This is a genomic window from Blastococcus sp. SYSU DS0533, assembly GCF_054050775.1.
Genome location: NZ_JBJGZZ010000004.1, coordinates 235,730 through 248,509, shown reverse-complemented (window position 1 = coordinate 248,509; position 12,780 = coordinate 235,730). Strand labels below are relative to the sequence as shown.

Sequence of the window (12,780 nt, the reverse complement as noted above, 5' to 3'; positions counted from 1 at the left end):
CGTCCCGGGCGCCCAGGGCCGCGCGCCCTCGATCCGGTCCCGGTCGACGTCCCGGGGGACACGGGACGCCCGCCCCGTGACGTCCGGGACACCGGCAGGCGAGTATCTGCGCGTGCAGGCGAGGACCCCGGTGGCCGGAGCGACCGGTGCAGCTGCCCCGGCGACCGGCGTCGCCCCCTCCACCGCGCCCCGTCATCCGCTGGCCGTCGCCTGGCTCGTCCTCGTGGTGGTGCTGGGCTCCACGGTCGCGGCGGCGGTCCTGGACGCCGTCACCCCGGAGGCGGCGCGGGCGGCGCGCGGGGGCGCCGAGCTCGGGTGGGTGGTCGCGCTGCCGGGTCTCGCCCTCGCCGCCCCGGCCTGGCTGCTGCTCACCCGCGCCCCGCGCCACGCGCTCTCGTGGGTGGTCGCCGCGACGGCCGTGCTCTGGGCGACGGACGGTCTCGCCGAGTCGTGGCTGACCTACGCGCTGCGCCACGATCCCCCGCTCCCGGGCGCCAGCCTGGCGTCCTGGACCGTGGAGCGGCTCGGAGCGCTGCTCCTGCTCGGCCTGCCGCTGCTCCTGCTCCTCTACCCCGACGGCAGGCTGCCCTCCGGCCGCCTGCGCCGGCTGGCGGTCGCGAGCCTGTCCGCCAGCGCCTTCCTGCCCGCGCTGCTGCTGTTCGTCCCCTCCGCGGTCGCCTACTCGCGGGACGGCGCCGGCGTGCCCGACGTCTACGCCGGCCTCGACCTCGACCTCACCACCCTGCCGATCCCGCCGGAGGTCGCGCAGCCGATGCTCCGGATCGCCTTCCCGCTCGCACTGCTGGGCGTCGTGGTTCCCGCGGCCGTGGTCGTCGCGCGGTACCGGAGGGCCCGCGACGAGGACCGCCGGCGGATGCGCTGGCTGCTGTGGGCGGCCGTCGTCGACCTGCTCGTGATGCTGTCGACCCTGCTGCTGCCGGGCGGGCCCACCACGGCGACCCTCTCCCTCGCCGTGGCGCTGACCGGGACGGCGGTCGCCCTCGGCATCCTCCGCCCGCGTGCGGTGGACATCGACCGGCTGCTCGGCGGCACGGTGGTCTACGGCGTGCTGGGCACCGGCGTGGTGCTCCTCGACCTCGCCGTGCTGGCCGGCGCGGGTGCACTGCTCGGCGACCGGTTCGGCGAGCGCGACGCCACGCTGCTGACGCTGCTGCTCGTCGCGGCGGCCTACGTGCCCCTCCGCGCCCCGCTGTGGCGGCTGGTCCGGCGGTGGGTCCTCGGCGAGCGGGACGACCCCTACCGGGTCGTCTCCCAGCTGGCGGCCCGGCTCGAGCGGTCCGAGGACGCGGAGGCCCAGCTCGTGGCGGTCGCGGCGGCGGTCGCGGAGGCGTTCCGCTCCCCCTACGTCGGGGTCGAGGTCGACCACGCGGGGGGCGGCCGGCTGGTGGCCGAGCACGGCCGGCGCCCGGCCGCGCTGCAGTCCCTGCCCATCGCCTACCGGGGTGAGGAGATCGGCCGCCTCCTGCTGCCCGGGGACGGCGTCCGCGCCCACCTGGTCACCCGCGACGAAGGGCTGCTCGCCGACGTCGTGCGCCAGGCGGCCGCCGCGGCCCGGGCCAGCTCCCTTGCCGCCCAGCTGCAGGAGAGCCGGGGGGAGCTGGTGGCCGCCCGCGAGGAGGAGCGCCGCCGGCTGCGCCGTGACCTGCACGACGGGCTGGGCCCCAGCCTGGGCGCCGTCGTGCTCCGCATCGACACCGCGCGCAACCTGACCGCCGCGGGCCGCGCCGAGGACGCCGACCGCCTGCTGCGTGCCGCGCGGGACGACGTCGCGGGAGCGCTGGGCGACGTCCGCCGGCTGGTGCACGACCTGCGACCGCCGGCGCTGGACGACCTCGGCCTGACCGGGGCCGTGCGGCAGCAGGCCGGCCGGCTGCTGGGAGCCGGCACGGTCACCACGGTGGAGGCGGACCCGGGCGCCGACGACCTCCCGGCCGCGGTCGAGGTCGCCGCCTACCGGATCGCCTCGGAGGCGCTGGCGAACGTCGCCCGGCACGCACGCGCCACGACCTGCCGGGTGGAGCTGGTCCGCGGCGAGGACCGGTCGCTGGTCCTGACCGTGACCGACGACGGCGCCGGCATCCCGGGGGGCGCTCCTGCGGGGGTCGGGCTGGTGTCGCTGCGAGAGCGCGCCGCCGAGCTCGGCGGCCGGTGCACCGTGTCGTGCCCGCCCGAGGGCGGGACGGTGGTGCGGGCGGTCCTGCCCGCCGACGGAAGGGTGACGACGTGACCGGGGACGACGAACCGCTGCGGGTCGTGGTGGCCGACGACCACCCGGTCTACCGCGACGGCCTGGCCATGCTGCTGGACTCGGTCCCGGGTATCACCGTGGTCGGCGCCGCTGCCGACGGTGGGACCGCGGTCGCCCTCGCGCTGGAGGAGCAGCCGGACGTCGTGGTCATGGACGTGCAGATGCCGGGCGTCGACGGGATCGAGGCGACCCGGCGGGTGACCTCGGCGTCGCCGTCGGTGGGCGTCGTCGTCCTGACCATGAGCGAGGACGACGGCACCGTCTTCGCCGCCGTCCGGGCCGGTGCGCGGGGCTACCTGCTCAAGGGCGCCGACCAGGAGGAGGTCGTGCGGGCGGTGACCACGGTGGCCGCGGGCGGCGCCGTCTTCGGTGCCGCACTGGCCCGCCGGATCGCCGACTTCTTCGCCGGCGGGCCGGCCGGAGCGGAGACGGCGTTCCCGCAGCTCACCGCCCGGGAGCGGGAGGTGCTCGACCTGGTCGCCGCCGGGCGGTCCAACGCGCAGATCGCCGCCGCGCTCTACCTCTCCCCCAAGACGGTGCGCAACAACGTCTCGAACGTGCTGGCCAAGCTGCAGGTCACCGACCGGGCGCAGGCGATCGTCCGCGCCCGCGACGCCGGTCTGGGCCGCTGAGCACCGGGAATGGTGCCGCGGAGTGGCTCGTTCGACCTGGCATGACGACCTCCCCCCAGAAGCCCCAGGTCACCAGGACCGACGAGGAGTGGCGGGCGCAGCTGTCGCCGGAGGAGTACCAGGTGCTGCGCCAGGCCGGCACCGAGCGACCCTGGACCGGTGAGTACGTCGACACCAAGACCGTCGGCGTCTACGAGTGCCGCGCCTGCGGCGCCGAGCTGTTCCGCTCGGAGACCAAGTACGACTCGCACTGCGGCTGGCCCTCCTTCTACGAGGCCTCCGCCGAGGACAACGTGATCCTCCGCGAGGACCGGAGCTTCGGGATGATCCGCACCGAGGTGCTGTGCGCGACGTGCCACAGCCACCTGGGCCACCTGTTCGACGACGCGCCGCAGACGCCGACCGGTGACCGCTACTGCATCAACAGCGTCTCGATCCGGCTGCAGCCCGCCGAGAGCTGAGCACGCGCCGATACGCCCGAGGCGGCGACGACATCGTGGTCCTCCGGATCACACCGCGGCCAGGTGCCGTCCCCCCTCACCGCTGAGCCGTCGCACATCCCCCGTCGGGACCCTCCGGGCCCGCGACGGGGGATGTCGTGCGTCTACGCCAGGTCGTTGACCAGCTCGGCGACCGGCTTCCGGACGCCGGTGTAGAACGGCACCTCCTCGCGCACGTGCCGCCGGGCGCGGCTGGCCCGCAGGTCGCGCATCAGGTCGACGATGCGGTGCAGCTCGTCGGCCTCGAAGGCGAGCATCCACTCGTAGTCGCCGAGGGCGAAGGCGGCGACGGTGTTGGCCCGCACGTCGGGGTAGGGCCGGGCCTGCATGCCGTGCTCCTTGAGCATGTCCCGCCGCTCCTCCTCCGGGAGCAGGTACCACTCGTAGGACCGCACGAACGGGTAGACGCTGACATAGCGCCGCGGCTCCTCCTCGGCCAGGAACGCCGGGATGTGGCTGCGGTTGAACTCCGCGGGGCGGTGCAGCGCCAGCTGCGACCACACGGGTTCCAGGTGCCGGCCGAGCGTGGTGCGGCGCAGCCGGGTGTAGGCCTCCTGCAGCGCCTCGGCCGTCTCCGCGTGCCACCACACCATGAGGTCGGCGTCGGCTCGGAAACCGGCGACGTCGTAGGTGCCGCGGACGACGACGTCCTTGCCGGCGAGCTCGGCGAACAGCTCGTCCACCTCGGCGGCGACGTGGTGCCGTCGCTCGTCCTCCAGCGGGCGGGCCAGCCGGAACACCGACCACATCGTGTAGCGGATCGTGGCGTTGAGCTCGTTGGCCCGCTTGCCGATGCTGCGTTCCTCGACCTGGTCGCTCATGCCGCCCATTGTCGCGCGCGGGGCACACCCGCACGGCGCGAGGGTCTGTGACCTCCCGCGGGACTGCGACCAGCGGCGACGGAGCCCGGCCCGGCAGGCAGGCCGGCCGCCCGTAGAGGGCCAGGGCGAGCCAGGTGACGGCGCGTCCAGGGCGACGGCGCCCGGGCGCCGGCGGCCAGGCCGTGGGGGAACGTGCTGGTCAGCCCCCGACCCTGCGGCGCGGCGACGGCCTCGGCAGGACGGGGTCAGCGGGTCGACCGCTCCCCCGGGGTGGTTGCGCGGCGGGCAGCCTGCACCCGGTGGGCCTCGCGGCAGTCGGTGCAGGCGGCCATCCAGACGTGGTGGCGCAGGCAGCGGAGGGTGGTGGGCTTCTGGTCGTGGGAGTGGACGTGGGTGGTGCTCACCCCGTCTTGAACGCCGCCAGGCCACCGGCGATGCCCCGCCGGACACGTGGTCCGCGCCACGGCTCAGACCAGCGCGCCGACCGCCCGCTGGGCGTCGCGGATGCACGCCGGGACGCCCACCCCGGCGAAGGCCGCCCCCGCGATGCCCAGCCCCGGCACCTCCGCGACGGCGGTGCGCACGGCGTCCACCCGCGCCTGGTGCCCCACGAGGTACTGCGGCAGCCCGCCACCCCAGCGCACGACGGCGGTCTCCAGCGGCTCCGGTCGCGACAGCCCCAGCAGGTCGGCGACGTCGGCGACCACGGCAGCGGCCAGGTCCTCGTCGGTGCGCTGCAGCTCCGACTCGTCGCGGAACCGGCCCACCGACGAGCGCACGAGCAGCGCTTCCCCGCCCAGGTGCGGCCACTTGCTGGAGGAGACGGTCACGCCCTTCACCAGGCGGCCGGTCACCGGGGGGACGAGCAGCCCGCTGCCGGCGTCGACCTGCTGGGCGGGGAACGCCATCGCGACGACGGCCATCGAGGCGTACGGGATGCCCTGCAGCGGCGGCACGGCGGCGGGCGCGACGCCGGCCAGCAGACGGGCGGCCTTGCCGGCGGGGACGGTGACCAGGACGGCGTCGGCGGGCAGCACCTCCGGCGTCCCCACCGGGCCCACCGACACCTCGAGGCCCGTGGCCGTCCGCCGGATGCCGTGCGCGGGGGTGCGCAGCCGGACCTCGGCGCGCGCCGCGTCGACCAGCGCCGCGGGCAGCGCGCCGATGCCCTCGTCGACCGTGGCGAACACCGGGCCGTCGCCGTCGCCGCGGCTCCGGGTGCCGGCGTCCCGGGCGGCCGCGGCGGCGGCGAGGACCGAGGCGGAGCCGGGCAGGTGGGCGAAGAGGGCCGGCATCGTCGCCTGCAGGGAGAGCTCGTCGGCCCGGCCGGCGTAGACGCCGCCCAGCAGCGGCTCGACCAGCCGGTCCACGACCTCGTCGCCGAGCCGCTCGCGCAGCAGCGCACCGACCGCGACGTCGCCGTCGAGCGCCGGCGGCGGCAGCTCGGCCTCCGCCCGCACCCGGGCGACCCCCGCGGGCGAGAGGATCCCGTCCAGCCCGTCCGCGGCCGCCGGCACGCCGAGCACGGTGCCGGCCGGGAGCGGGAACCGGCCGTCGGGCAGCACGACCGCTGCCTGCGTCGTCGCGGGCGCGACGAGCCGGTCCCCCCAGCCGAGGGCCTCGACCAGCCCGACCGCCTCCGGGACCCGGGCCAGCACCGCCTCGGGCCCGGTGTCGTACCAGTGGCCGGCCAGCTCGATGCGGTGCAGCTTCCCGCCGACGCGGTCACCGGCCTCGAGGACGACGATCTCGTCGTCCGGGCGCCGCCGACGCCATTCGAAGGCGGCTGCCAGCCCGGTGATCCCGGCGCCGACGACGACCACGCGGCGGGTGCTCACGCGGTGGGCGCCGCGGTCAGCTCGTGGACCAGCTCCACGACGTGGGTGAGCACGTCCGGGTCGGTCTCGGGCATTACACCGTGGCCGAGGTTGAAGACGTGCCCGCGGGCCGCCTTCGCCTGCTCGACGACGCGGCGGACCTCCCGGTCGACGGTCGTCCGGTCGGCCAGCAGGACGGCGGGGTCGAGGTTGCCCTGCAGCGACCGCCCGGGGCCGACGCGCCGCGCGGCCTCGTCCAGGGGCACCCGCCAGTCCACCCCTACGACGTCGGCGCCGGCGTCCCCGATGAGCGGCAGCAGCTCGCCGGTGCCGACGCCGAAGTGGATCCGCGGCACGTCCCGCCCGCCCAGCCCGTCGAAGACCGCCCGCGAGTGGGGCAGCACCCGCTCGGCGTAGTCGGCGGCCGAGAGCACCCCCGCCCACGAGTCGAACAGCTGGACCGCCGAGGCCCCGGCATCGATCTGGGCCCGCAGGAAGGTCGACGACGACACCGCGAGCTTCTGCAGCAGCCGCGACCAGGCCTCGGGCTCGGCGTACATGAACGCCTTGGTGCGGGCGTGTTCCTTGGAGGGCCCACCCTCGATGAGGTAGGTGGCGAGGGTGAACGGCGCGCCGGCGAAGCCGATCAGCGGGGTCGGCCCGAGCTCGGCGACCAGCGCGCGCACCGCCGTCTCCAGGAACCCGAGCCGGTCGGGCTCGAGGTCGGGGAGGGCGTCGACGTCGGCGACGCTCCGGACCGGCTCCGCGACCACCGGGCCGACGCCCGGCTTGATCTCGATGTCCACACCGGCCACCACCAGCGGCAGCACGATGTCGGAGAAGAAGATGGCCGCGTCCACCCCGTGCCTGCGGACCGGCTGCAGGGTGATCTCGGTGATCAGGTCGGGGTCCTGGCAGGCGTCGAGCATCTTGGTGCCGGCGCGCAGGGCCCGGTACTCGGGGAGCGAGCGGCCGGCCTGGCGCATGAACCAGACCGGGGTGCGGCTCACCGGGAGGCCACGGGCGGCGCGGACGAGATCGGAATCGGCCGGGGACGCCGAGGCGGGAGCGGGACTCACGACCGCCGATCCTCCCAGACCGCCGGGAGGCTCCGCGCCGCCGCGTGCGGCGCGTCGGCGCCGCCTCACCCTCTCCGGGCCTACGCTGCGGACGTGGAGCCGCGCAACCTGGCCGATGCCGGGGACCGGGACCGGGACGACGACGTCCCGGCCGCCTTCCGCGCCGCCCTGGAGTCGCTGGCCGCGGTGCGGGTGCGGCCGGAGATCGAGCTCGGCCGCATCCCCGCGCCCCAGCGGCTGGCGCCCTTCTCCTTCGCCCTCGGCGCCCGCGTGGCCGACCCCGAGGCCGACGACGAGGACGACGCCGAGATCGCCAGCGCCCGGTTCATCGTGCTGTTCGACCCCGAGGGCCACGAGGCCTGGCACGGCACGACCCGCTGCGTCGGCTACCTCTCCGCCGCCACCGACGAGGAGCTGGTCGACGACGCCATGTTCTCCGAGGTGGCGTGGAGCTGGCTGACCGACGCCCTCGGCGACTCCGGCGCCGGGCACCACACCGTCGGCGGCACGGTGACCCGCACCGCGTCGACGCGCTTCGGCGAGCTGGCCGGCCCCGAGCACTCGGTCGACGTCGAGATCCGCGCCTCCTGGACGGCGGTGGACAGCGACCTGGACCGGCACCTCACGGCCTGGCTCGAGGTGCTGGGCAACGCCGCCGGCCTGCCCCCGCCCGGTGTCCACCTCCTGGGTCCCTCCGACCGGGTCGGCAGCGAGACTCTCTAACATCGGTGCGGCACAGCGGCACGGAGCCCGTTGAGCCGGTGCTCCTCCTCGGGTCGGCGCGGTCGTCGCCCTCCCGGCCCGGGCGCCGGTGGACCGAAGGACGAGGACCGGCAAGAAGGTGGACGGCAACTGAGCACCGACCCCACTCCCCGGCCACCGCAGGAACCGGCGGCCGCCGAGACGCCCGAGGCGACCCCGCTGCTGGCCCCCCGCGACGGCCTGCCGCCGGTCATCGAGACCTCCACGCAGCTGGTCGAGTACGCCGAGGCGCTGCGCGCCGGCACCGGCCCGGTCGCCGTCGACGCCGAGCGGGCCTCGGGTTACCGGTACGGCCAGCGCGCCTACCTGGTGCAGCTGCGGCGCGCCGGCTCCGGGACCGGCCTGCTCGACCCGATCCCGCTGCCGGACCTCTCGGTGCTCCAGGCCGCGATCGCCGACGCCGAGTGGGTGCTGCACGCGGCCAACCAGGACCTGCCCTGCCTCGCCGAGATCGGACTGGTCCCGGCCCGCATCTTCGACACCGAGCTGGCGGCCCGCCTGGCCGGGCTGCCGCGGGTGGGCCTGGGCGCCGTCGTCGAGTCGCTGCTGGGCTTCTCGCTCCAGAAGGGGCACTCCGCCGCCGACTGGAGCACCCGCCCGCTGCCGGAGGAGTGGCTGGTCTACGCCGCGCTCGACGTCGAGGTGCTGGTCGACCTGCGCGACGCGCTGGCCGGCATCCTCGAGGAGCAGGGCAAGACCGAGTGGGCGCGGCAGGAGTTCGAGGCGATCCTCGCCGCCGGCCCGCCCGCCCCGCGGCAGGACCCGTGGCGGCGCACGTCCGGGGTGCACGGCCTGCGCAGCCGCCGCCAGCTCGGCATGCTCCGCGCCATCTGGGAGGCCCGCGACGAGCTGGCCCGCAAGCGGGACGTCGCCCCCGGCCGGGTGCTCCCGGACTCGGCGATGGTCGCCGCCGTCCAGGCGGACCCGAAGAACGAGGGCGCCCTGCTGGAGCTGCCGGTGTTCCGCGGCCGGGCCAACCGCCGGCTCGTGGCGCACTGGTACAACGCGCTGGCCCGTGGCAAGGCGCTGCCCGAGGACCAGCTGCCGCTGCACAGCAAGCCCGGCGACGGGCCGCCGCCGGTGAACCGCTGGGCCGACCGCGACCCCGCCGCCGCCGCGCGGTTGCAGGTGGTGCGGGCGGGGCTCGCCGAGCTGTCGGACAAGCACTCCGTGCCGGTGGAGAACATCCTCTCCCCCGACCTGGTGCGGCGGATCATGTGGAGCCCGCCGGAGCCGCGGGAGCCGGCCGCCGTGGCGGAGGCGCTCCGGGCCGGGGGCGCCCGCGAGTGGCAGGTCGAGCTGACCCGCGACCTCCTCGCCGACGCCATCACCCGCGCCTGACCCCGCCCGACGCCCGTAGGCGCAGGAAGCTTCACCTGCGTATCGGCGCCCCCATCCGCAGGTAGAGCGTCCTATGCCCCCGCGGCGCGAGCCCTGGGCGGCATAGCACCCCGGGGACGACGACGCCGGCGCCGTCCGCGGGGTGCGGACGGCGCCGGCGTGGCGTGGTCACCTGCCGCCCGCCGGCGCTGGGCACGGCGGGCGGCAGGGGTCATCGTCGGGCGGTGGCGGCCCGTCGGCGGGCGAGCGCGTCGACGCTCGCGGCGAGCAGCAGCACCCCGCCGGTGATGATGAAGTTCAGGTACGCCGCGACCCCCAGCAGCCCCAGCCCGTTGGCGATGATCGCGATGACCAGACCACCCAGGACGGCGTCCCGGGCCCTGCCGCGGCCGCCGAAGAGGCTGGTGCCACCGATCACGGCGGCGCCCACCGCGTAGAGCAGCGTGTTGCCCGCACCGGCGTCCGGCGTCACCGAGCTCAGCCGCGAGGTGGCCAGGATGCCGCTGATCGCGGCGAGGCTCGAGGAGATGACGAACGCCAGCACGCGGATGCGGGTGACGTTGATGCCGGCCCGGCGGGCGGCCTCCGCGTTCCCGCCGACGGCGTAGACGTGCCGGCCGAAACTGGTCCGCGAGAGCACGAAGGTCAGGATCAGCAGGAGGACGACCACCAGCGGCACCGCGTACGGGATGCCGGCGAGGTCGATGGCGGCGGCCAGCGCCCGGTCGACGCTGAGGATGGCGGTCACGCCGAACACGACGGCGGCGATCACCGCGATGCGCAGCACCACGAGGGCCAGCGGCTGGTGCGCCAGGCCACGGGTGCGCTGCGACCGCCAGCGCCACAGCTCGAAGCCGGCGTAGGCGACGACGACCAGCACGGCCAGGATCCAGCCGAGGGTGACCGGCAGGTTCTCGTTGGCCAGCGCCCGGATGACCGGCTCCCGCACCGGCACGGTGCCGCCCTGCCCGATCAGCCGCAGGGTCACGCCCTGGAAGCCGAGGAACAGCGCCAGGGTGACCACGAAGGACGGGATGCCGACGATCCCCACGAGGCTGCCGGTGAACACGCCGATGACGGCGCCGGCGGCGATCGCGGCCAGGACGGCGACCGGCCAGGCCACCCCAACCTGCACCAGGAGCTGGGCCAGCACCGCCGAGCAGACGCCGCTGACCACACCGGCGGAGAGGTCGATCTCGCCCAGCAGCAGGACGAAGACCAGGCCCATCGCCAGCACGATGATCGGCGTCGACTGGACCAGCAGGTTGGCCAGGTTCAGCGGGGTCAGGAAGGTGTCCGGCCGCAGCGCGGTGAACAGGATGCCCAGGACGACGATGCCCAGGATTGCGGGCAGGGCGCCGAGGTCACCGGCCCGCAGCTTGTTCAGGTACCCGCGGAGGGCGCCGCCGACGGTGTTGTCCTGCCGATCGCCCTCGAAGCCCGCGGCCGGCTTGTGCGGCCCGCTCGCCTCGGCGGCGGTCAGGGTGTTGCTCGACATGGGGGTCCTCTCAGTCCTCGAGCGCGTCCGGCGCGAGCCCCAGCTCGCCGGAGCGGCCGGAGGTGATCAGCTCGATGACCTGCGTGCGGTCGACCTCGGAGATGGGGACGTCGGCGGCGATCCGGCCCAGGTACAGGGCGGCGACGCGGTCGGCGACCTCGAAGACGTCGACCATGTTGTGGGTGATGAAGACGACGGCGTGACCGGTGTCGGCGAGCCGGCGGACCAGGTCGAGCACCTGCCGGGTCTGGGCGACACCGAGCGCGGCGGTCGGCTCGTCGAGGATGACGAGCTTGGACTCCCAGAGCACGGCCTTGGCGATGGCCACGGTCTGCCGCTGGCCACCGGAGAGGCTGGACACCAGCTGGCGCACCGACTTCAGCGTGCGCACCGAGAGCTTGGTCAGCGTGTCGCGCGCGGCCTCCTCCATCGAGGCCTCGTCGAGCACCACACCGCGCTTGCGCTCACGCCCCAGGAACATGTTCTGGACGACGTCGAGGTTGTCCGCCAGCGCGAGGTCCTGGTAGACGACCTCGATGCCGAGGCGGGCCGCGTCGCGAGGGCCGTTGAGCTGCACCGGCTCGCCCTCGAACTCGACGGTGCCCGAGTCGATGGGGTGGATGCCGGCGATCGACTTGATCAGCGTGCTCTTGCCGGCCCCGTTGTCGCCGACGAGCGCGGTGACCTTGCCGGGGTAGACGTCGAGGTGGACGTCGTGCAGGACCTGGACGGCCCCGAAGCTCTTGTTGACCCCGCGCAGGCTCAGCGTGGGCCGCTCGAGGGTGGAGGTCTGAGGGGTCTGTTCGAGTGCGGACACCGCTGCGTCCTTCCAGCAGGGAACGGTCGGTGGACCGTGGCGGGACGATAGGCCGCCCTGCCGATCCCGGGCGAGCCGGGGTCGGCAGGGCGGAAGCACGCGGCCGGGACACCCGCGGAAGGGGTGCCCCGGCCGGATGGCTCAGGAGATGCCGAGCTCGGTGCAGGCGGCGGCGTACTCACCGGTGCAGACGTCGGCGGCGGACTGGTAGCCGTCGTCGATGACCTGCTTGACGTTGTCGCGGAAGATCGAGACCGGCTCGAGCAGCACCGACGGGACCTCGCGGCCGCCCTCGGGGTCCTCGACCGAGCCGTCGACCTCGGGCTCCTCGCCGTTGACCAGGGCCACGGCCAGGTCGGCCAGGGCCTGGGCCTCGTCGGCGATCGGCTTGTAGACGGTCATGCACTGGTCGCCCGAGAGGATGTTCTGCAGCCCCTCCACGGTCGCGTCCTGACCGGTCACCGGCACCTGCCCGGCCACGTTGTTGCGGGCCAGGATCGACACGACGGCGTTGGCCAGCCCGTCGTTGGCGGCCAGCACGCCCTGGATGTCACCGCCGGCCTGGGTGTACATCTGCTCGAAGATCGTCGCGGCCTGCTGGTTGTCCCACTCCGGCACGGCCTGCTCGGCGACCTGCGTGTACTGGGTCATCTCGTCGAGGACCTCGTGCGCGCCCTGCGAGAACAGGGTGGCGTTGTTGTCGTCGGGCGAGCCGTTGAGGAAGGCGATGTTCGCCGGCTCGTCGCCGAGGCACTGCGCCAGGCCCTCACCCTGCAGGCGACCGACCTCGGTGTTGTCGAACGAGACGTAGTAGTCGCTCTCGCCACCCAGGGTGAGCCGGTCGTAGTCGATCGTCTGCACGCCCTGCTGCTCGGCCTGGCGCTGGATCGCCGCACCCGAGGCCGAGTCGAGGTTCGTGATCGCCAGGACGGTGACGCCCTCGGTGATCATCTGCTCGGCGATGGTGCTCATCCGCTGGGCGTCGCCCTGCGCGTTCTGGATGTCGTACTCGACACCGGCCTCCTCGAAGGCCGCCTCGAGCAGCGGGCGGTCGGCCGACTCCCAGCGGGCCGATGAGGCGGTGTCGGGGAGGATCACGCCGACCTTGCCTGCGGCGGCCTCGCCACCGCCGCCGCCGTTGCCACCGCTGCTGTCGTCGCCACCACACGCGGCCAGGCCGAAGACCAGGGCCGCAGCGATCGCCGTCGTCACCGTGCGCCGTCGCGCCATGAGAGGGACCTCTA

12 protein-coding genes are annotated in these 12,780 nt (G+C 75.1%); 5 read left to right on the top strand and 7 right to left on the bottom strand.

The window, feature by feature from the left end; genetic code table 11:
* The first annotated feature begins 130 nt into the window (after positions 1–130).
* The 3 genes from ACI79W_RS07685 to msrB are packed head-to-tail and all read left to right on the top strand — an operon-like array spanning position 131 to position 3,362.
* A complete protein-coding gene (locus ACI79W_RS07685; protein WP_456561485.1) occupies positions 131–2,248 on the top strand; it encodes a sensor histidine kinase in 2,118 nt (705 codons plus the stop codon).
* Complete coding sequence (locus ACI79W_RS07680) at positions 2,245–2,901, top strand: response regulator (protein ID WP_456561484.1); 657 nt, start codon at positions 2,245–2,247, stop codon at positions 2,899–2,901. The genes ACI79W_RS07685 and ACI79W_RS07680 overlap by 4 nt, the downstream gene beginning before the upstream one ends.
* A gap of 41 nt (positions 2,902–2,942) precedes the next feature.
* On the top strand, positions 2,943–3,362 hold the full coding sequence (msrB, locus tag ACI79W_RS07675; RefSeq protein ID WP_456561483.1) for a peptide-methionine (R)-S-oxide reductase MsrB: 420 nt from the start codon (positions 2,943–2,945) through the stop codon (positions 3,360–3,362).
* A 143-nt stretch (positions 3,363–3,505) separates the two neighbouring features.
* On the opposite strand, the gene hemQ is transcribed toward msrB, so the two are convergent.
* The 4 genes from hemQ to hemE form a co-directional block, all read right to left on the bottom strand.
* Complete coding sequence (gene hemQ / locus ACI79W_RS07670; protein WP_456561482.1) at positions 3,506–4,222, bottom strand: hydrogen peroxide-dependent heme synthase; 717 nt, start codon at positions 4,220–4,222, stop codon at positions 3,506–3,508.
* A 245-nt stretch (positions 4,223–4,467) separates the two neighbouring features.
* Positions 4,468–4,626: a hypothetical protein gene (locus ACI79W_RS07665; protein ID WP_456561481.1), complete on the bottom strand. Its 159-nt coding sequence runs from the start codon at positions 4,624–4,626 to the stop codon at positions 4,468–4,470.
* 63 nt (positions 4,627–4,689) lie between these two features.
* Positions 4,690–6,060, bottom strand: coding sequence for a protoporphyrinogen oxidase (gene hemG / locus ACI79W_RS07660; protein WP_456561480.1), 1,371 nt, complete (start codon positions 6,058–6,060; stop codon positions 4,690–4,692).
* Positions 6,057–7,118: a uroporphyrinogen decarboxylase gene (gene hemE, locus ACI79W_RS07655; protein WP_456561479.1), complete on the bottom strand. Its 1,062-nt coding sequence runs from the start codon at positions 7,116–7,118 to the stop codon at positions 6,057–6,059. Before hemE ends, hemG begins: the two co-directional genes overlap by 4 nt.
* 93 nt (positions 7,119–7,211) lie before the next feature.
* Between hemE and ACI79W_RS07650 the strand changes: the two genes are divergently transcribed.
* Together ACI79W_RS07650 and ACI79W_RS07645 are read left to right on the top strand one after the other, a co-directional pair.
* Positions 7,212–7,841, top strand: a complete 630-nt coding sequence (locus ACI79W_RS07650; RefSeq protein WP_456561478.1) for a DUF3000 domain-containing protein — start codon at positions 7,212–7,214, stop codon at positions 7,839–7,841.
* 30 nt (positions 7,842–7,871) lie between these two features.
* Entirely contained in the window at positions 7,872–9,221 is a 1,350-nt protein-coding gene (locus ACI79W_RS07645; RefSeq protein WP_456561477.1) for an HRDC domain-containing protein, read from the top strand.
* Between the two features lie 211 nt (positions 9,222–9,432).
* Here the strand turns inward: ACI79W_RS07645 and ACI79W_RS07640 are convergent, their stop codons facing one another.
* The 3 genes from ACI79W_RS07640 to ACI79W_RS07630 all read right to left on the bottom strand — a co-directional run bounded on the left by ACI79W_RS07640 (position 9,433) and on the right by ACI79W_RS07630 (position 12,766).
* Positions 9,433–10,719: a sugar ABC transporter permease gene (locus ACI79W_RS07640; protein WP_456561476.1), complete on the bottom strand. Its 1,287-nt coding sequence runs from the start codon at positions 10,717–10,719 to the stop codon at positions 9,433–9,435.
* A gap of 10 nt (positions 10,720–10,729) precedes the next feature.
* Positions 10,730–11,536, bottom strand: a complete 807-nt coding sequence (locus ACI79W_RS07635; protein WP_456561475.1) for an ATP-binding cassette domain-containing protein — start codon at positions 11,534–11,536, stop codon at positions 10,730–10,732.
* Between the two features lie 141 nt (positions 11,537–11,677).
* Positions 11,678–12,766: a sugar ABC transporter substrate-binding protein gene (locus tag ACI79W_RS07630; protein ID WP_456561474.1), complete on the bottom strand. Its 1,089-nt coding sequence runs from the start codon at positions 12,764–12,766 to the stop codon at positions 11,678–11,680.
* Between the last annotated feature and the right edge of the window lie 14 nt (positions 12,767–12,780).

Excerpts from the sequence above, each read along its gene's own strand:
- msrB (WP_456561483.1), top strand. The coding sequence starts at position 2,943 with ATGACGACCTCCCCCCAGAAGCCCCAGGTCACCAGGACCGACGAGGAG.
- hemQ (WP_456561482.1), bottom strand. The coding sequence starts at position 4,222 with ATGAGCGACCAGGTCGAGGAACGCAGCATCGGCAAGCGGGCCAACGAG.
- ACI79W_RS07640 (WP_456561476.1), bottom strand. The coding sequence starts at position 10,719 with ATGTCGAGCAACACCCTGACCGCCGCCGAGGCGAGCGGGCCGCACAAG.
- ACI79W_RS07630 (WP_456561474.1), bottom strand. The coding sequence starts at position 12,766 with ATGGCGCGACGGCGCACGGTGACGACGGCGATCGCTGCGGCCCTGGTC.